The 18,408-nt window shown below is 69.5% G+C and carries 22 protein-coding genes; 10 read left to right on the top strand and 12 right to left on the bottom strand.

The annotated features are described in order from the left end of the window. Positions 1-98 precede the first annotated feature (98 nt). The 5 genes from EAT49_RS19385 to pdhA are packed head-to-tail and all read right to left on the bottom strand — an operon-like array spanning position 99 to position 4,367. Positions 99-1,457, bottom strand: a complete 1,359-nt coding sequence (locus tag EAT49_RS19385) for a pyruvate dehydrogenase complex dihydrolipoamide acetyltransferase (protein WP_123643969.1) — start codon at positions 1,455-1,457, stop codon at positions 99-101. After that, positions 1,439-1,702 carry a hypothetical protein gene (locus tag EAT49_RS19390; protein ID WP_123643970.1) on the bottom strand — a complete coding sequence of 88 codons (264 nt, stop codon included), beginning with the start codon at positions 1,700-1,702 and terminating at the stop codon, positions 1,439-1,441. Before EAT49_RS19390 ends, EAT49_RS19385 begins: the two co-directional genes overlap by 19 nt. A 4-nt stretch (positions 1,703-1,706) precedes the next feature. Next, positions 1,707-3,119: a pyruvate dehydrogenase complex E1 component subunit beta gene (locus tag EAT49_RS19395; protein ID WP_123643971.1), complete on the bottom strand. Its 1,413-nt coding sequence runs from the start codon at positions 3,117-3,119 to the stop codon at positions 1,707-1,709. A gap of 1 nt (position 3,120) precedes the next feature. Further along, the gene (locus EAT49_RS19400; protein WP_123643972.1) at positions 3,121-3,351 is read right to left on the bottom strand and encodes a hypothetical protein; all 231 of its coding nucleotides are present in this window, start codon (positions 3,349-3,351) and stop codon (positions 3,121-3,123) included. Next, positions 3,351-4,367, bottom strand: a complete 1,017-nt coding sequence (gene pdhA / locus EAT49_RS19405) for a pyruvate dehydrogenase (acetyl-transferring) E1 component subunit alpha (protein ID WP_123643973.1) — start codon at positions 4,365-4,367, stop codon at positions 3,351-3,353. The genes EAT49_RS19400 and pdhA overlap by 1 nt, the downstream gene beginning before the upstream one ends. A 159-nt stretch (positions 4,368-4,526) precedes the next feature. Between pdhA and EAT49_RS21635 the strand changes: the two genes are divergently transcribed. Beyond that, complete coding sequence (locus tag EAT49_RS21635; protein ID WP_123643974.1) at positions 4,527-5,255, top strand: hypothetical protein; 729 nt, start codon at positions 4,527-4,529, stop codon at positions 5,253-5,255. Positions 5,256-5,265: 10 nt separating this feature from the next. Here EAT49_RS21635 and EAT49_RS19415 read toward each other — a convergent pair whose 3' ends face one another. The 4 genes from EAT49_RS19415 to EAT49_RS19430 form a co-directional block, all read right to left on the bottom strand. Beyond that, positions 5,266-5,565 carry an FtsB family cell division protein gene (locus tag EAT49_RS19415; protein ID WP_123643975.1) on the bottom strand — a complete coding sequence of 100 codons (300 nt, stop codon included), beginning with the start codon at positions 5,563-5,565 and terminating at the stop codon, positions 5,266-5,268. Positions 5,566-5,697: 132 nt separating this feature from the next. After that, positions 5,698-6,282: a hypothetical protein gene (locus EAT49_RS19420; RefSeq protein WP_123643976.1), complete on the bottom strand. Its 585-nt coding sequence runs from the start codon at positions 6,280-6,282 to the stop codon at positions 5,698-5,700. Further along, positions 6,279-7,163, bottom strand: coding sequence for a fructose bisphosphate aldolase (locus EAT49_RS19425; RefSeq protein WP_123643977.1), 885 nt, complete (start codon positions 7,161-7,163; stop codon positions 6,279-6,281). Before EAT49_RS19425 ends, EAT49_RS19420 begins: the two co-directional genes overlap by 4 nt. Before the next feature lie 92 nt (positions 7,164-7,255). Further along, entirely contained in the window at positions 7,256-8,431 is a 1,176-nt protein-coding gene (locus tag EAT49_RS19430) for a phosphoglycerate kinase (protein ID WP_123643978.1), read from the bottom strand. 216 nt (positions 8,432-8,647) lie between these two features. On the opposite strand from EAT49_RS19430, the gene EAT49_RS19435 reads away from it, so the two are divergent. From EAT49_RS19435 to EAT49_RS19470, 8 genes are all read left to right on the top strand, one after another. Next, positions 8,648-9,148, top strand: a complete 501-nt coding sequence (locus EAT49_RS19435) for a peptidylprolyl isomerase (RefSeq protein ID WP_123643979.1) — start codon at positions 8,648-8,650, stop codon at positions 9,146-9,148. Beyond that, positions 9,138-9,830, top strand: a complete 693-nt coding sequence (locus EAT49_RS19440; protein ID WP_425459539.1) for a peptidylprolyl isomerase — start codon at positions 9,138-9,140, stop codon at positions 9,828-9,830. The genes EAT49_RS19435 and EAT49_RS19440 overlap by 11 nt, the downstream gene beginning before the upstream one ends. A gap of 168 nt (positions 9,831-9,998) precedes the next feature. Further along, positions 9,999-10,991, top strand: a complete 993-nt coding sequence (locus EAT49_RS19445) for a DUF3179 domain-containing protein (RefSeq protein WP_123643980.1) — start codon at positions 9,999-10,001, stop codon at positions 10,989-10,991. A gap of 122 nt (positions 10,992-11,113) precedes the next feature. Next, complete coding sequence (locus EAT49_RS19450; protein ID WP_123643981.1) at positions 11,114-12,073, top strand: XdhC family protein; 960 nt, start codon at positions 11,114-11,116, stop codon at positions 12,071-12,073. Then, a complete protein-coding gene (locus tag EAT49_RS19455; RefSeq protein ID WP_123643982.1) occupies positions 12,073-13,068 on the top strand; it encodes a molybdopterin-binding protein in 996 nt (331 codons plus the stop codon). The genes EAT49_RS19450 and EAT49_RS19455 overlap by 1 nt, the downstream gene beginning before the upstream one ends. Positions 13,069-13,149: 81 nt before the next feature. After that, positions 13,150-13,899, top strand: coding sequence for a dienelactone hydrolase family protein (locus tag EAT49_RS19460; RefSeq protein WP_123643983.1), 750 nt, complete (start codon positions 13,150-13,152; stop codon positions 13,897-13,899). A gap of 82 nt (positions 13,900-13,981) precedes the next feature. Continuing rightward, a complete protein-coding gene (locus tag EAT49_RS19465) occupies positions 13,982-14,461 on the top strand; it encodes a (2Fe-2S)-binding protein (RefSeq protein ID WP_123643984.1) in 480 nt (159 codons plus the stop codon). A gap of 11 nt (positions 14,462-14,472) precedes the next feature. Continuing rightward, entirely contained in the window at positions 14,473-15,264 is a 792-nt protein-coding gene (locus tag EAT49_RS19470; RefSeq protein ID WP_123643985.1) for an FAD binding domain-containing protein, read from the top strand. A 66-nt stretch (positions 15,265-15,330) separates the two neighbouring features. On the opposite strand, the gene infC is transcribed toward EAT49_RS19470, so the two are convergent. Further along, positions 15,331-15,873: a translation initiation factor IF-3 gene (gene infC, locus EAT49_RS19475; RefSeq protein WP_123644064.1), complete on the bottom strand. Its 543-nt coding sequence runs from the start codon at positions 15,871-15,873 to the stop codon at positions 15,331-15,333. 186 nt (positions 15,874-16,059) lie between these two features. On the opposite strand from infC, the gene EAT49_RS19480 reads away from it, so the two are divergent. Continuing rightward, the gene (locus EAT49_RS19480; RefSeq protein WP_123643986.1) at positions 16,060-16,971 is read left to right on the top strand and encodes a hypothetical protein; all 912 of its coding nucleotides are present in this window, start codon (positions 16,060-16,062) and stop codon (positions 16,969-16,971) included. 42 nt (positions 16,972-17,013) lie between these two features. Here EAT49_RS19480 and EAT49_RS19485 read toward each other — a convergent pair whose 3' ends face one another. Then, on the bottom strand, positions 17,014-17,841 hold the full coding sequence (locus EAT49_RS19485) for a ferredoxin--NADP reductase (protein ID WP_123644065.1): 828 nt from the start codon (positions 17,839-17,841) through the stop codon (positions 17,014-17,016). Between the two features lie 86 nt (positions 17,842-17,927). Then, complete coding sequence (locus EAT49_RS19490) at positions 17,928-18,350, bottom strand: DUF934 domain-containing protein (protein WP_123643987.1); 423 nt, start codon at positions 18,348-18,350, stop codon at positions 17,928-17,930. Between the last annotated feature and the right edge of the window lie 58 nt (positions 18,351-18,408).

Consider the following 18,408-nt stretch of genomic DNA (forward strand, 5'->3'; position numbering starts at 1 on the left):
CCCCCCCCCCCGCCCCCCCCCCCCCCCCGCGCCCCCCCCCCCCCCCCCCCCCCCCCCCCCCCCCCCCCGGGTCGCCGTGCAGGGCACGGCGAAACCACTCAGGCCAGCATCAGCATCGGGCTTTCGAGGTTCCGCCTGATCGCCTCGAGGAACTGGGCGCCGAGCGCCCCGTCGATCACCCGGTGATCGACCGAGAGCGTGACGGACATCACCGTCGCCGCGGTCAGCGCGCCGTCCTCGCCGACCACAGGTTTCCTGACGCCCGCACCCACGGCGAGGATCGAGCCATGGGGCGGGTTGATGACCGCGTCGAAATTGTCCACGCCGAACATGCCGAGGTTCGACACGGCGAAGCTGCCGCCCTGGTACTCATGGGGCGCCAGCTTGCGGTCGCGGGCGCGGGCGGCGAGGTCCTTCATCTCCGCCGAGAGGGCCGAGAGGGTCTTCATGTGCGCGTCTCTGAGGACCGGGGTGAAGAGCCCGCCCTCGATGGCCACCGCCACGGCCACGTCCGAGGGCGCGAGCTTCAGGATGCGGTCGCCGGCCCAGACGGCGTTGGCGTCGGGCACCTCCTGCAAGGCCAGCGCCGAGGCCTTGATGATGAAATCGTTCACCGAGAGCTTCACGCCCCGCGGCTCGAGCTGCTTGTTGAGCTGGGAGCGGAAGGCGAGGAGGTCGTCGAGGCGGATGTCGCGGCGCAGGTAGAAGTGCGGGATGGTCTGTTTCGCCTCGGTGAGGCGCGCGGCGATGGTGCGGCGCATCCCGTCGAGCTTGACCTCCTCGAAGGCGCGGCCCTCGTACATCCGTTTCACCTCGTCCGCACCGAGACCCGCGGGCATGGCGGGCTTGGCGCCCTCGGTGGCGGTCTTCGGGGCCTCCGTGGCCGCGCTCGGGGCGGGGGCCGCGGCGGCGCCGGGCTCGAAGCTCTCGATGTCGGCCTTCACGATCCGGCCCCGGGGGCCGGTGCCCTTCACCTCTCCGAGGTCTATGCCGCGATCCTTCGCGATGCGGCGGGCAAGGGGGGACGCGAAGATCCGCTCGCTGCCCTCCCGCGCCTGGGCCGCGCCAGTCGGGACAGCGCCGTCCCGCTGCCCGCCGTCGCGGCCATAGCCCTGAGCGGGTTCGGTCTGGGGTGAGGGTTCGGCCGGAGCGGCATGGCTGCTTTCCTCGCGCGGTTTCGGCTCGGCTCCGGTGCCGATGTCCTCCGCACTTTCGCCGTCCTCGAGCAGGACGGCGATGGGCTGGTTGACCTTCACGCCCTCGGTGCCCTCGGCCACGAGGATCTTGCCGATCGTGCCCTCGTCCACGGCCTCGAATTCCATCGTCGCCTTGTCGGTCTCGATCTCCGCAAGGAGGTCGCCCGAGGAGACGGTGTCGCCCTCCTTCACGAGCCACTTGGCGAGAGTGCCTTCTTCCATCGTGGGCGACAGGGCGGGCATCAGGATTTCGGTGGGCATTCGGTCTCCTCCAGGAGGTCCATCCGGTCGAAGGGCGCCGGCGGGCGCCCCCCGGCCTTCAGCGTGTCGATTGCGTCGCGGATCGCGCGATCATGCCGCGCGATCCAGTCATAGGCGGTCCGGTGGCCGTGGCCGCCGGTCAGACGGAGGCCCGAGGCGATGACGTGGTCGGGCAGCAAGGCCACCGCGCCGCCATGGGCGATGCGGTAGGCCTCGCGCGCGCTGTCCCGGCCAAGCACCTCCATCCCGTCAGCTCCGGTAGGTCACCTTGTTCACGGCGTCGATCACCTCTTCGGGGGTGACCAGTGCCAGGCGTTCGAGATTGGCGGCATAGGGCATGGGCACGTCCTTGCCGGTGACGTTGATCACGGGTGCGTCGAGCCAGTCGAAGGCGTTCTCCATGACGTAGGCCGAGATGTGGTTCGACATGGAGGCCCGGGGCCAGCCTTCCTCGACGGTCACGAGGCGGTTGGTCTTCTTCACCGAGGCGAGGATCGCGTCGTAATCGAGCGGGCGCAGGCTGCGCAGGTCGATCACCTCGACGTCGACCCCCTGCTTTTCCAGCTCGGCCACGGCCTCCATCGTGTGGGACATGCCGATGCCCCAGGACACGATGGTCACCTCGCTCCCCTCGCGCGCGACGCGGGCCTTGCCCAGCGGCACGGTGAAATCCTCGATGACGGGCACCTCGAAGGAGCGGCCGTAGAGGATCTCGTTCTCCAGGAACACGACCGGATTCGGGTCGCGGATCGCGGATTTCAGCAGGCCCTTGGCGTCGGCAGCGTGGTAGGGCTGCACGACCTTGAGGCCGGGGACGGAGGCGTACCAGGCGGCATAGTCCTGGCTGTGCTGGGCCGCCACGCGCGCCGCGGCGCCGTTCGGGCCGCGAAAGACGATGGGACAGCCCATCTGGCCGCCGGACATGTAGAGCGTCTTGGCGGCCGAGTTGATGATCTGGTCGATGGCCTGCATCGCGAAGTTCCAGGTCATGAACTCGACGATGGGCTTGAGGCCCCCGAAGGCCGCGCCCACCCCGATGCCGGCAAAGCCGTGCTCGGTGATCGGCGTGTCGATCACGCGCTTGGCGCCGAACTTGTCGAGCAATCCTTGCGTGATCTTGTAGGCGCCCTGATACTCGGCGACCTCCTCGCCCATGATGAAGACGTTCTCGTCGCGCTCCATCTCTTCCGCGATGGCGGAGTTGAGCGCCTCGCGGACGGTCATCGACTTCATCTCGGTGCCTTCGGGCCACTCGGGCGCGGCGCTGGCGGCCCTGGGCTCTGGGGCGGGGCGCTCGTCGGCCTTCTTCGCCTGGGCGGGGGCCGTGGCGCCGGTGTCGGGCTTCGGCGCGCCGTCGGCGGGTTTCTCGGCCTCGGCGGGGGCAGCACTCGGGGCCGCGTCGGCGGCGGAGGCATCCTCGCCCTCTTCTAGCAGGACGGCGATGGGCTGGTTGACCTTCACGCCCTCGGTGCCCTCGGCCACGAGGATCTTGCCGATGGTGCCCTCGTCCACGGCCTCGAATTCCATCGTGGCCTTGTCGGTTTCGATCTCGGCCAGGATGTCGCCCGAGGAGACGGTGTCGCCTTCCTTCACGAGCCACTTCGCGAGAGTGCCCTCTTCCATCGTGGGCGACAGGGCGGGCATCAGGATTTCGGTTGCCATGTTATTCGGCCTCCCTCAGATCGAGGCGTGTCTCGATCCGCTCGAGACGTTGAGAGATATCGGCGATCCGGCCATCCCGCACCGCCTCGGAGGAGACGAGCGAACCGAGAATGGCCTTGTGGGCGCGAAGTTCGGTCATGACATCCCCCAGACCGCCGTCGACGCGCGTCAGCCTGTCCGGAATGCGCTTGAGATGCTCGAGAAGGAGCTCATTGGTGACGTTCTCCGCCATCAGATCGCCTCCCCCTGGGGCAGCTCGGCGGCGTAGATGTCGGTCCAGAGTTCCTCGACCGCGGGCTCCGGGCTTTCCTTGGCGAATTCCGCGGAGTCGTTCACGCGGTCCTTCACCTCCTTGTCGATGGCCTTCAGGTCCTCCTCGGAGGCGTGCTTGCCCTCGAGCAGCATGGTGCGGACATGCTCGATCGGGTCGCGCTCGTCGCGCATCTTCTGCACTTCCTCGCGGGTCCGGTATTTGGCCGGGTCCGACATGGAATGGCCCCGGTAGCGGTAGGTCATCACCTCGAGAAGATAGGGCCCCTTGCCGGCGCGGCAGTTCTCGACCGCGCGCTGGCCCGCTTCCTTGACGGCCAGAACGTCCATCCCGTCGACCTCCTCGCCGGGGATGCCGAAGGCCTCGCCGCGCTGGCGCAGGGTCATGCCCTTGGTGGCGCGCTTGACCGAGGTGCCCATGGCATACTGGTTGTTCTCGATCACGAAGATGATCGGCAGGTCCCAGAGTTCCGCCATATTGTAGGTTTCATAGACCTGGCCCTGGTTCGCCGCGCCGTCGCCGAAGTAGGTGAAGGTCACGCGGTCGTTGCCGAGGTACTGGTCCGCCAGCGCGAGCCCCGCCCCGATGGGCACGTTGGCGCCGACGATGCCGTGCCCGCCGTAGAAGCGCTTCTCCTTGGAGAACATGTGCATCGAGCCGCCCTTGCCCTTGGAGTAGCCTCCCTCGCGGCCCGTCAGCTCGGCCATCACGCCCTTCGGGTCCATGCCGCAGGCCAGCATGTGCCCGTGGTCGCGGTAGGTGGTGATGCGGTTGTCGCCTTCCTCGGCCACGGCCTCGAGCCCGACGACGACGGCCTCCTGCCCGATGTAGAGATGGCAGAAGCCGCCGATCAGGCCCATGCCGTAGAGCTGGCCCGCCTTTTCCTCGAAACGCCGGATGAGCAGCATTTCCTTGTAGTAGTGCATCAGCTCTTCGGCCGAGACGTTCGGCTTCGCCGCGCGCTTTCGGGTCGCCATGGGACCTCCTCCGCATTGGACCGGATCGTTTAGCGTTAAACGATCTCTAGCTTGACCGGCTCCGCTGTGAAACCGGGAAAAGTCGCCGCAGTGCCGCATTGCGGGCTTGTCGCCAGCGCAGGGCTGGCGCAGGCGGGGGCGAGGGGCCAAGATGCGGGCGTGACCGTCGAAGCGATCTTCGCCTTTCTCGCCGCGGGCCTCTTTGCGGCCGTGCATATCGTCTCTCCGGCGCTCTATCGGCTGGGTCACCTGCCGCGGGCGTGGTGGGTGTCGGCGGCGGGCGGCACGTCGGTGGCCTATGTCTTCCTGCACCTGCTGCCCGATCTGGCGCAGCACGAGCGCGACCTTGCCGAGACCCACACCGGCGCGCTGGTCTATGTCCTCGCCCTTGCCGGCCTTGCCGCCTTCTACGGGCTGGAGCGGCTGGTGCGCGCGGACCGCAGCCAGGCGCCCGGCACGCCGCCGGCCGCCGCCGCGGACGGGACCTTCTGGGTCCATCTCGGCGCCTTCGCGATCTACAACGTACTGGTCGGCTACCTGCTCCTGCACCGGGACGACGACACGCTGTCGGGCCTCGCGCTCTATGCCGTGGCGCTGGCGCTGCATCTCGTGACGGTCGATCTGGGCCTGCGCCACGATCACGCGCATGTCTATGACGGGCTGGGACGCTGGATCCTGACGGGGGCCGTTCTGACAGGGGCAGGGCTTTCGGCCGTGTTGGACCTGCCCGAACAGGCGATCATCGGCCTGTCGTCGCTCCTTGCGGGCGCGATCCTGCTCAACGTGCTGAAGGAGGAACTGCCGGAAAGCCGCGAGAGCCGCTTCCTTCCCTTCGCGGCGGGGGCCGCGATCTACAGCGTTCCGCTGCTTCTGCTCCTGGACGGCTGAGGCCGGGTTCTCAGCGGATCACCACCTCGTCGGCGCGAATGAAGCCGAGCACGTCGCGGGCCCGTTCGTCGAGCAGGTCGAGGTCGAGATATTCGTCCGACAGCCTGCGCGTCAGGTTCTCCATCCGGGCGACCTCGCCTTCGAGAAGGGCCAGTTCCACTTCGAGCGCGCGGGCCTCGGCGGCAATCTCGGCGCGGCGGAAGAGGCCGTAGTCGCCCTGCACGGCGGCAAAGACGAAATAGGCGCTCAGGACGACCATGCCGACAAGGTAGAGAATCGCGCCGAGGTGCGGGCCGGTACTGCGGGTCATGTCTGCCTCATGTGCCGCATCTGAGGGGGCGGCTTCCGAGCGACCCTGCCACATGAAAGAGACGAGGGGAATCGGCGTTGTCGCCGCTTTTCGAGGGGCGTGGCGCGCAGGACTCAGGCCCCGCCGGGCGGCTCAGCGGTTCTCGTAGACGGCGGTGTCGAAGCTGCCGGACGCGGGCAGGCAAGGGCCGGGCGGATGCCCGCCGGCAGGGCAGAGGCTGGCCTCGAACCGTCCCGTGATCCGACCGTAAAGGCTGATCGATGTGTCCTCGGGCGGGGGCGCGACCTGCAGGAGCGCAAGCCGTCCCTCGCCCTCGAGGCGCGGCCCGTCGTCCTCCCCGTCCACGAGAAGGCGCATGGTGAGCGGCCCCTCGCCGGGGGCGAGATCGGGCAGCACCGCCTCGAGCCGCAGCTCGCCCGCATGGCGAAACGGATCGGGCGGCGTCGCGCCGATGAGGAAGAGCCGTACGCCCCCGGGTGCGGGCACGGTCAGCGCGCCCGGGTCCACGGCGCCCACGGAGTAGTCGTAGACGCGGCGGCTCACGGGTTCGTCCCCGATCAGGGCGTCGATCGAGCCGATCTGAGGCGGCCCGCCCGGTCCGTAGGGCCCGGCCGAGAAGGGCTGGCCGATCAGGGCCTCCTGGTCGGCCGCCGGGGCACAGGAGGCGAGCGCCGCGGCGCCGAAGAGCACCGCCGCCCGCAGCATGTCCGCCGTCATCCGGCGACCGACGCCGCGTGGATGCTGTCGATCGTCGCGCCGAGGGCCGCGTCGAACTCCGCATCCGACTGCTGCGCCGACAGCCCCTCGGTCAGTGCCCGGCTGAAGCTTGCGATCATGCCCTTCTGGCGCGACAGGATCCCATTCGCCTCGTCCCGGGAATAACCGCCCGAGAGCGCCACCACCTGCAGCACCTTCGGATGCTCGATCAGCGGGCGGTAGAAGTTGTCCTCGCTGGGCAGCGAGAGCTTCAGCATGATCTCGGGGCCCTGGTCCTCGAGGTGCTTCAGGATCTCCTCCTGCAGGATCGCCTCGGCCTCGGCCTTGTCGGGGATGGTGATGGTCACCTCGGGCTCAAGGATCGGCACGAGGTCATGGCCCGCGATCCGGTTGCCGACCTCGAACTGCTGGGCGACGATGGCGGCGATGCCCCCGGGGTTCGCCGCGTCGATGACCGAGCGCATCTTGGTCCCGAAGACGCCGTGGCCCACCGCGCGCTCGCACAGATCGTCGAGGCCGCCGATGTCCTTCATCAGTTTCACGCCGTCGGCTGCCGCCTCGAGGCCCTTGTCGACCTTCAGGAAGGGCACCACGCGCTTGTCCTCCCACAGATAGGCCGCCGAGGGCTTGCCCCCGATCTCGCGGTCCATCGTCATCTCGAACAGGATCGCGCCGACCACCTTGTCGCCGGTGAAGGCAGGGGAGGTGCAGATGCGCGCGCGCATGGCGTGGATCAGGTCGAACATCTCCTCCTCGGACGAATAGGCGTCCTCCTCGATCCCGTAGAGGCGCAGGGCCTTGGGCGTGGAGCCGCCCGACTGGTCGAGGGCCGCGATGAAGCCCTGACCCTTGCGGACCTTGTCGGCCATTTCCGTGTTCATGGTGCTGTCCTTTCGTGTGGCGGCGGTCGCGCCCGTCTTAGGGGGCGGGCGAGGGGGCCGCAATTTCGGTTGCGCTAACCTGTGGTCCGCGGTCAGCCGAGCGCCGCGACGCCGGGCAGGGTCTTGCCCTCGAGCCATTCGAGGAAGGCGCCGCCGGCAGTGGAGACATAGGAGAAGTCATCCGCGACCCCCGCGTGGTTCAGCGCCGAGACGGTGTCCCCGCCGCCGGCGACGGACCTGAGCCGGCCGGCCTTCGTCAGCTCGGCGGCCTTCTGCGCGGCGGATACGGTGGCGGTATCGAAGGGCGCGATCTCGAAGGCGCCGAGGGGGCCGTTCCAGACGAGGGTCTTCGCGCGCTCGAAGACCTGCGCGACATGGGCCACGCTGTCCGGGCCCGCGTCGAGGATCATCATGTCGGGCGGGCAGTCCTCCGCCGGAACGACCCGGTGCGCGGCGCCCGCCCTGAACTCGGCGGCCACCACCACGTCGCGGGGCAGCAGGATCTCGCAGCCGCCCGCGGCGGCCTCCTCGGCGATCTTCCGCGCGGTGTCGGCCAGATCGTGCTCGCAGAGGCTCTTTCCGACGTCGATCCCCTGGGCCGCGAGGAAGGTGTTGGCCATGCCGCCCCCGATCACGAGGATATCGACCTTCTTCGTCAGGTTCCCGAGAAGTTCGAGCTTCGTCGAGACCTTGGCCCCGCCCACCACGGCCACGACCGGCCGCTCGGGGCTGGAAAGCGCCGCCTCGAGCGCCGAGAGTTCCGCCGCCATGGACCGGCCGGCGCAGGAGGGCAGCAGATGCGCCACGCCCTCGGTCGAGGCATGGGCACGGTGCGCGGCGGAAAAGGCGTCGTTGCAGTATATATCCCCGAGCGAGGCGAGAAATCGCGCCATCTCGGGGTCGTTCTTCTCCTCGCCCGGGGAGAAGCGGGTGTTCTCCACCAGCACGACGCTGCCTTCGGGCAGGGCGGCGAGCGCCTCTCCCGAGGGCTCTTCGGTGAAGGTCACCTCGCGCCCCAGCGCCGCTTCGAGCGCGGGCAGGACGTGGCGCAGAGACATCTCCGGGACGACCTTGCCCTTGGGGCGGCCGAAATGAGCAAGCAGGACCGGCATCCCGCCCTTGGCGAGGATGTCCCGGACCGTGGGCACGATGCGGTCGATGCGGGTCGTGTCGGTGACCCGCCCGTCCTCCATCGGCACGTTGATGTCGACCCGCGTCAGCACGCGCTTGCCGGCGAGATCCATGTCGTCGAGGCTCTTCCAGGCCATCGCTTTCTCCTCGTGGTGACGCAGCTGTGATGGGCGCTCCGCCCGTCCCGGTCAACCGCCCCGGCGGGGCAAATGCACCGCACCCGCCGTCCGCGCCGGTCCTGCTGTCCTCATCTGGCCGAAAATACTCCCTTGGGGAGCGCGGGTTCCGTCCCTTGCCCCGGAAGGTCAGCGCGCATAGCGTCCGCCGCGACCAGACAAGCACGCGAGGATCCCATGGCCGACCCCGAGAACACCATACTGATCGAACTGAAGGACGGCACCGTCACCATCGAGCTGATGCCCGACATCGCTCCCGGGCATTGCGCGCGGATGAAGGAGCTCGCGCGGGAAGGGGCCTATGACAACGTGGCCTTTCACCGGGTGATCGAGGGCTTCATGGCCCAGACCGGCGATGTCGAGCATGCCAACATGGAAAAGGACTACAATGCGCGCCGGGCCGGCACGGGCTCGAGCGACAAGCCGGACCTGAAGGCCGAGTTCAGCCGCATTCCCCATGACCGCGGGACACTGGGCGCCGCGCGCAGCCAGAACCCGAATTCCGCCAATTCGCAGTTCTTCATCAACTTCGGCGACAACCACTTCCTCAACGGCCAGTACACTGTATACGGTCGCGTGACGAAGGGGATGGAACATGTGGACGCCATCACCCGAGGCGAGCCCCCGGCGAACCCGGACCGGATGATCTCCGTCAGGGTCGCGGCGGATGTGGAGTAACCGGATCATGCCCTATGCGATTTTCGCCGCCGGCCTCGCGCTCATCGGTGGCTATTATGTCATGACGCAGCCCGAGGACGCGCCGCCGGTCGAGCTTGCGCAGTTCGATGCGGCCTCCTGCGGCTTCGACGCGGCCTTCGACGCCGTCCCCGCGGAGACGGGACCTGCCGCCGGGGCGCCGGGGCCGTGGCTGGCGCTCTGCGTGGCGGGCGAGGCCGCGGGCACGGTGGTCATCGACCTCAACGAGGCGGCACCGGGCCATGCCGAGCGGATCGTGACGCTGGCGGGGCAGGGGGCCTATGACGGCGTGGCGTTCCACCGGGTGATCGAAGGCTTCATGGCGCAGACCGGCGACGTGGAATTCGGCGGCCCGGACGGCGACGTGTCCCGCATGGGCATGGGCGGGTCCGACCTGCCGGACCTGCGGGCGGAGTTCTCGGACGTGCCCTTCACCCGTGGCACGGTGGGGATGGCGCGGGCGGCGAGCCCCGACTCGGCCAACTCGCAGTTCTTCATCATGTTCGACCGCGCGTCCCATCTCGACGGGCAGTACACGGTGGTGGGCGAGGTCGTCTCGGGCATGGAGGTCGTCGACGCGATCCGCCGCGGTGCGGGCGGCAACGGCGTCGTGGGCGCGGGCGCGGACCGGATCGCGGCGGCCGCGGTGCGTCCGGCCCCCTGAGCGCACCGGCCTGGCGGGGTCGATCATCGGACGAATGATCGTACATGAGCTTCAACGAGGATCATGGGGCCCCGCCGCAGCCCCGCGCACCTTTGCGTGAGGTGGGGTGACGCGGGGGCGGCAGGATGCCAGCCTTCGCCGCGACGACCATTGCACGGGGACTGCGGCATGAAACGCGGGATGGTTCTGGCGGTCGGCGCGGTTCTGACGGCGGCAAGCCTTGCGGTCGCAGCCGCCGCGGAGGGCCGCCCTCCGGCCTTCTGGACTTCAGAATGGCCCGACACCGATTTCACCGTCTCCTCGGTCGGAAGCTGGGTCGAGATCATCTCCGGCGGTCCCCCGAAAGACGGGATCCCGTCGATCGAGGACCCGGTCTTCCGCCCCGTCTCCGAGGAAACCGAGCTTGCCCCGCGCGAGCCGGTCATCACCCTCGAGATCGAGGGCGAGACGCCGCGGGCCTATCCGATCCGGTACCTGACCTGGCACGAGATCGTGAACGACGAGGTCGGCGGCATTCCGGTCGCCGTCACCTTCTGTCCGCTCTGCAACTCGGGCATCACCTTCGACCGGCGTACGGAAGCGGGGATGCTCGAGTTCGGCGTCTCTGGCAAGCTGCGCCATTCGGACATGATCATGTACGACCGCCAGACCGAAAGCTGGTGGCAGCAGGCGGTGGGCGAGGCGATCGTCGGAGACCTGACGGGAATGCGGCTGGACACGCTGCCGTCCTGGATGGAGAGCTGGGCACTTTTCGCCGAGCGCAATCCGGAAGGGCTCGTCATGGCTCGGCCGACAGGATTTGCCCGAGATTACGGCGCCAATCCGTATGTGCGCTACGACAGCGCCGACCGGCCGTTCCTCTACAACGGCGAGATGCCGCCCCACGGCATCGGTCCGCTGGAGCGGGTCGTCAGGGTCGGCGACAGGGCCTGGCCGATGGCGCGCCTCGCCGAGGAGGGGCGGATCGAGGAGGCGGGCGTGGTGCTGAGCTGGCAGGCCGGGCAGGCCTCGGCGCTCGACACGCGCGAGATCACGGAGGGGCGCGACGTGGGCAACGTGCGGGTGCGCGATGCCGCGGGCGCGGACCTGCCCCATGACGTGATGTTCGCCTTCGCCTATCACGCCTTCTGGCCGGACGGCGCCTGGATGCTCGGGGACTGATCTCGGCGGCTGGCCGTGAGGCGCGCTGCCGCCGCCGTCTCCCCCGGGATATGTCCGGCCAGAAAACAGGGGGCGTTGCACCCCTCATCGGAGGGCGTATCGTGGCGGCGATGGAGGCCCTCATGACAGATAGTCCCGCACTCGCGCTCGACTGGCACCATGCCGGCAGAAAGGTGGCGCTTGCCACCGTGGTCGAAACCTGGGGCTCGGCGCCGCGTCCGGTGGGCAGCCAGCTCGTCATCGACGGGGAAGGCGCGATGGAGGGCTCCGTCTCGGGGGGCTGCGTCGAGGGCGCGGTGGTCGTCGAGGCGCTGGATGCCCTGGAGGACGGCCGGCCGAGGCTTCTCGACTACGGTGTTTCCGACGACGAGGCTTTCGCGGTGGGGCTGGCCTGCGGCGGGCGCATCAGGGTTCTGGTGGAGCCCGTGGGCGAGGCGCTGCCGGTGGACGTGCTCGAGGCGCTGGTGGCGGAGCGGGCCGCGCGGCGGCCCGTCGCCTATGTCACTTCGCTCAAGGACGGAGCGCCGCGGCTCGGCGCGCGCACGGAGTGGCCTGACCGGTTCCGCATGGACCGGTCAGGGCTCGAGGAGGACGGAGAGACCTTCGTCGCGGTACATAATCCGCCCTTGCGGATGGTGGTGGTCGGGGCCGTCCATATCGCACAGGCCCTGCTGCCCATGGCACGGGCCTGCGGGTATGATCCGGTCCTTGTCGATCCGCGTCCGGCCTTCGGCGCGGAGGCGCGGTTTCCGGGCGAGACGATCCTCGACGACTGGCCGGACGAGGCGCTGGCGGGGCTGGGACTCGACGCGCGGAGCTGTGTCGTCACGCTGACCCACGATCCGAAGCTCGACGATCCGGCGATCCGCGCCGCCCTCGGCTCGGAGGTCTTCTACCTGGGCTGTCTCGGGTCGACCCGGACCCATGCCAAGCGCGTGGCGCGGCTCGAGGAGGCCGGGTTCGGCCCGGGTGACATCGCGCGCATTCACGCGCCGGTCGGGCTCGACATCGGGGCGCGCTCGCCGGCGGAGATCGCGGTGTCGATCATGGCCGAGATCACTGCAACGCTCCGGCGCGGCTGATGGACTTCGGTCCCGTCCCCGTGGCCGACTGCGTCGGAGCGGTCCTCGCCCATTCCCTGCGGCAGGGCGACCTGCGGCTGAAGAAGGGCCGGGTCCTCACGCGCGAGGATGCCGCGGCGCTGGCGGCGGCGGGATGGCGCGAGGTGACGGTGGCGCGGCTCGGGCCGGGCGATCTCGGAGAAGACGCGGCGGCGGCGCGTCTCGCGGAGGCGCTTGTCGTCCCCGGCGCGCGGATCCGGGTGACACGGGCAGCGACGGGACGGGTGAACCTCCACGCCGAGGGGCCCGGAGTGGCCCGGATCGACCGTGCCGCCATCGACCGGGTGAACGCCGTCGATCCGATGATCACCGTGGCCACGGTGCCCGAGTGGCAGCGCTGCGACGACCGGACGATGATCGCCACGGTCAAGATCATCGCCTACGGCGTGCCGGAGCGGGCCCTGGAGTTCGCCTGCGAGGCCGGGCGGGGGGCCATCGGGCTGTCGGAGACGCGGCTGGAGCGCGCGCTTCTGATCGAGACGCTGGTGGGGGATGCCGGACCGGGCAAGGGGGCCGCCGCGACGGAGGCCCGGCTGGCACGGCTGGGGGCAGGGATGGACGGGCCCCTGAGGGTGGCCCACGAGACGGAGGCGCTGGCGGAGGCGCTGCGCGCGGCGAAGGCGCCGCTCGTCTTGATCCTGACCGGGTCGGCCACGTCCGATCCGCGCGATGTGGGGCCCGAGGCGGTGCGGCGGGCGGGGGGAGAGGTGCTGCATGTCGGGATGCCCGTCGATCCGGGCAACCTGCTGTTTCTCGCTCGGCTCGGAGATTCGCCGGTGATCGGCCTGCCGGGCTGCGCGCGCTCTCCTGCACTCAACGGCGCGGACAGGGTGCTGGAGCGGGTCGTCTGCGGCATTCCGGTCGGACCCGCGGAGATCGCCGGGATGGGTGTCGGCGGGCTCCTGAAGGAAATTCCGACGCGCCCCCGGCCGCGGGATCACGGGACCGAGGGCTGACGTCGGGGGGGAACGGGCTAGCTTTCCGGAGGGGCCAGGAGTGCCCCGAGCGAAATCCGACCTGACATGAGGGAGAGACCCATGCGTTTCCTGACCGCGACTGCCATCTGTGGCCTGACGGCCGGAGCCGCCACGGCCCAGATCGTGGCGGAGCCCCATCTCTATACCGTGGGGGATACCGAGTTCGAAGGTTATGTTGCCTATAACTCAGATCTCGAGGAGACGAAGGGCACGATCCTGATCGTCCACGACTGGGACGGGCTTACCGACTACGAGATGCGGCGCGCCGAGATGCTGGCCGCCCTGGGCTATACCGCGTTCGCCATCGACGTCTATGGCGCTGACGTGGAGCCCGAGGGGGTCGAGGATTACCGCAGGCTGTCGGGCGAGATGTATTCCGACCGCGAGACCTTCCGCGAGCGCCTTCTCGGCGCGGTCGAGGAAAGCGCCGCGATCCCCGGAGCGACGGATGCCAAGGCGATGATCGGCTACTGCTTCGGCGGGGCGGCAGTGCTGGAGGCCGCCCGGGCCGGCGCCGATCTCGATGCGTTCGTGAGCTTCCACGGCGGGCTCGGTACGCCGGAGGGCCAGACCTGGGAGGCGGCCTCGGCGCCGATCATGTTCTTCCACGGCAGCGCCGATCCGGTGTCCGGCATGGCCGATCTTGCGCAGGTACTGGACGAGCTGCAGGAGGCGGGCGTGCCCCATGGCGCGCAAGTCTTTGGCGGAGCGCGGCATTCCTTCACGGTCTGGGGCTCCGACGACTATCTGCTGGAAGCCGATCAGGGGTCCTGGGAGGGCTTGCAGGCCTTCCTCGACGAGACGCTCTGACCGGTCGCTTGCAGGAGAGCGTTGAACCTCGCTGCCGCCCCGGGCATCAAGGGGCGGCAGGCACGATGAGAAAGGACGCTCGATGGCAGTGGTTTCGATGATTGTGAACGGGCGGGAGGTCTCTGCCGAGGTCGAGGGCCGCACGCTGCTTGTCGAGGTCCTGCGCGAGGGGCTTGGCCTGACCGGAACCCATGTGGGCTGCGATACCTCCCAGTGCGGGGCCTGCATCGTGCATGTGGACGGAGCGCCGGTAAAGGCCTGCGCAATGTTCGCACTGGAGGCCGAGGGCCACACCGTTACCACGATCGAGGGGATCGCCGGCGCCGACGGCGCCCTGTCGCCGGTGCAGGCGGCCTTCAAGGAGCATCACGGGCTTCAGTGCGGCTTCTGCACGCCGGGCATGGTCATGGCCGCCGAGGCGCTGCTGAAGGAGAACCCGAAGCCGACCGAGCACGAGGTGCGCGAGTATCTCGAGGGCAATATCTGCCGCTGCACCGGGTACCACAACATCGTCAAGGCGATCCTGGCCGCGAGCGGGCAGGCCGTGTCGGCGCCGGTCTGAGGAGAGACGTCATGTACGACTTCGAGTTCGTTCGCCCGACCAGCCTCGAGGCGGCCATCGCGGCGCTGGCGGAAGAGGATGCGCAGGCGCTGGGCGGGGGACAGACGCTGATCCCCTCGCTGAAGGCGCGGCTGGCCATGCCCTCGGTACTGGTGAGCCTCGCGGGCATCGCGGAGATGACCGGCGTCTGCCGAGACGATGAGGGCCGGGTCTGTATCGGGGGGGCCACGACCCATGCCGTGGTGGCGCGCGAGGCGGCGGCGCATTTTCCTGCGCTTGCCGCGCTTGCCGGGCAGATCGGCGACCCGGCCGTGCGGACACGCGGGACCATCGGCGGCTCCCTCGCCAACAACGATCCGTCCGCCTGCTATCCGCCCGCGGCGTTGGGCACCGGAGCGGAGATCATCACCAACCGTCGCAGCATCGGCGCGGACGACTTCTTTCAGGGGATGTTCGCCACCGCCCTGGACGAGGGCGAGATCATCACCGAGGTGCGCTTTCCGGTCGCCGAGAAGGCGGCCTACGTGAAATTCGCACAGCCTGCATCGCGCTTCGCTCTCGTCGGCGTCTTCGCCGCCCGGATGCCGGACGGGGTGCGTGTCGCGGTCACCGGCGCCTCCGAGGATGGCGTGTTCCGCTGGACCGAAGCCGAGGAGGCGCTGTCTCGGGAGTGGTCGCCCGAGGCGCTGACGGGCCTCGCGCCCGGGTCCGACGGCATGATCGGGGATCTCCATGCCTCGCCCGAGTACCGGGCCCATCTCGTGGGCGTCGTCACGCGCCGGGCCGTGGAGGCGGCTGGCTGAGACAAGAATGTCGTGAAAAAGGCGCGCCACGGGGCGCGCCTCGGGGTCGGTCGAGGGCAGGGGAACCTACCGTGCGGGGCCGATCATCATGACCATCTGACGGCCTTCCATCTTCGGCATGTTCTCGACCTTGCCGATCTCCTTTACGTCCGCCGCGACCCGCTCGAGCAGTTCCCGCCCGAGGTTCTGGTGTGCCATCTCCCGGCCGCGGAACCGCAGCGTGACCTTGACCTTGTCGCCCGCCTCGAGGAAGCGGAACACGTTGCGCATCTTGACGTCGTAGTCGTGCGTGTCGGTGTTGGGGCGGAACTTCACCTCCTTCACCTCGATCGTCTTCTGCTTCTTGCGGGCTTCGGATTCGCGCTTCTGCTGCTCGTACTTGAACTTTCCGAAGTCCATGATCTTGCAGACCGGCGGATCGGCGTTCGGAGAGATCTCCACGAGGTCGAGCCCGGCTTCCTCCGCCATCCGGAGCGCGCGTGCCGGCGTGACAACGCCCACGTTTTCGCCCTCGGGGCCGATAAGCCGGATTTCAGGCGCCCTGATGCGGTCATTGATCCGGGGGCCAGTATCGCGCGTTGGAGGCGCGTTGTGCGGTCTGCGGGCTATGTCGCGGTCCTTTCGGTCGTTGCATGAACTGAGTGCCGAAGAGTAGGGTGCGCCGGGTCTCTCTTCAACCCGCAAAAGCGTTGGCGCCCTGCCGTTCCGCTTCCGAATCCGGCTTTCGCCTCACTCTGGGGCATGGCAGAGATTGACCGGGCGCCATCTGGGCGCGGGCGCAACGGAGGTTTCGGAATGCGTGCAATCCTGATCATCGTGATCGTGGGGGCTCTGGGCTTCTTCGGCTACGAATACTTCGCGAACGGGCGGACGCCGCTAGACGTGGTCTCGGGCACGGAAGTCGGGACGCCCGCAGAAGACGGCGCGGCTGCCGGGGAAACGGCGGAGGGTGCGGGTGACGCGGTGATGGACGCGGAGGAGACCGCCGACGCCACCGCCGAGTCGGCTGCCGAACTCGCCGAAGAGGCGGAAATCTCCGCCGATGCGGCGGAGGAGGCCGCCGCGGAGGCCGAGGCCGCCGCCGAAGAGGGCGCGGTCGAGGCCGTCGAGGACGCGGCCGCTGCCGCCGATGACGCCGTCGAAGGCGCCGAGAATGCCGCCGAGGCCGCCGCCGACGCGGCCGCTGCCACGGCCGAGGCCGCGGCCGAGGCGGGCGATGACGCGGCGCAGGCCGCAACCGAGATGGCCGGCGACGCTGCCGAGGCCGCCTCCGATGCGGTCGAGACGGCCGAAGAGGCTGCGGGCGAGGCCGCGACCGCACTCGAATCCGCTGCAACCGAAGGTGCTGCCGCAGTCGCCGATGGTGCGGCCGAGCTGGCGACCGAAGCCGGGGACGCTGCCGCGGAGGGCGCCGCAGCCGTCGAGGAGGCCGCGGGCGACGTCGCCGCGGTCGCCGAGGAGACCGTTGATGCGGCCTCGGCGGAAGCCCAGGCGCTGGCGGAGGCCGCCGACATGGAACTCCAGGCCCTGCGCGATCTCTTCACGGTCGAGGGGTTCGACAGCGCGCGGGTGATCGAGGTGATCGAGGCCTCCGATCTTTCGGGCGTTCAGAAGCAGGCGCTCACCAGCGCCGTCAACACGGTCGCCGAGACGCCCGAGAACCTCGAGCCGCTCATGGTGCGGCTGCGGGAGGCCCTCGGTCTCTGAACCGGAACGGGCGCCGGCCGGGGACATCCCCCGGCCGGTGCATCAGCCGACGAAGGCCTTCTCGATCACGAACTCGCCGGGCTCCGAATTGGCGCCCTCGCGCAGGCCCGCGCCCTCGAGGAGGGCCTTTATGTCGAGGTTGAAGGCGAGGCTGCCGCAGACCATGCCGCGATCCGCCGCCGGATCGAGGGGGGGCACGCCCAGATCCCGGAACAGCTCGCCCGACTCGATCAGCGTCGTGATGCGGCCCATCTTCGGGCTCTCCTCGCGCGTCGTCGTGGGATAGTAGCGCAGCCGGTCGATCCCGTCACCGAGAAGCTCCCGCATCAGGTCGTCCTCCTTCAGCCCCTCGATCATCTCGCGGCTGTAGGTCAGCTCCGCCACGTCGCGGCAGGTATGGGTGACGATGACCTCCTCGAACCGCTCGTAGGTCTCCGGGTCGCGGATGATCGAGGCGAAGGGCGCGAAGCCCGTGCCCGTGGCGAAGAGCCAGAGCCGCTTGCCGGGCAGCAGCGCGTCATGGACGAGCGTGCCCACGGGTTTCGGGCGCAGGATGATCTGGTCGCCGGGCGCGATATGCTGCAGCTTCGAGGTGAGCGGGCCCTCGGGAACCTTGATCGAGTAGAACTCGAGTTCGTCGTCCCAGGAGGGCGAGGCGATGGAATAAGCGCGCAGCAGCGGCTTGCCGTTGTCGCCCATGAGGCCGATCATCACGAATTCGCCCGAGCGGAACCGCAGGCTCTGCGGCCGCTTCGTGCGGAACCGGAAGAGGCGGTCGGTATAGTGCTGTACCTCCGTCACCTCCTGGGCGTCCGGGAGGGTCGGCACGGGGCGGGCGGCTGTCTGTGTCACGGGCTTGGCTTCTGTCATCTCGGTCATGGGCGCGGGCATAGGCCGCCACGCCCCTCCTATCATTGATTCAGGTCAGGGAAAGCGCCTCTCCGGGCGGCGCGTCGTCACGCTCGGCCGCGCAGACGGGCCTGGTAATCGTGGGCGCCCCAGTCGGCGCGGGCGCGCCACTGGTCCTCGGGCTGGCGGCGCGCGAGGTCGTCGCCGATCTCCACCTCGTCGAACCCCGCGCGGCGGGCCATGGCATACTGGTCGGCGATCACATGGCCCGCGGCCCGCAGACGGCCCCGGTATCCGGCCCGGCGCAGATGGGCGGCAAGGGTGAACCCGCGGCCGTCGGAAAAGGCAGGGAAGCGGATGCGCACCATGCCGGCGGCCTGCGCCCGAGTCGCCAGCGCGGACGGGTCCGCGTCGGGCGGCACGTCGAGCGCCGCACCCGGCCCCGCCTCGGCGCCCGCGTCCTCGAAAGCCACCACGGGCCCGGTCCAGTCGTCGGGGCCGAAGCCCCCGTCGGTCACGATCACGGTCATGGTCTCGCTCTCCCGGCCGGTCGGCAGAACCGTCCCGCCTCCTTCATCTGGCCTGAAA

It is taken from the genome of Histidinibacterium lentulum (assembly GCF_003789055.1).
GTDB lineage: Bacteria > Pseudomonadota > Alphaproteobacteria > Rhodobacterales > Rhodobacteraceae > Oceanicola > Oceanicola lentulus.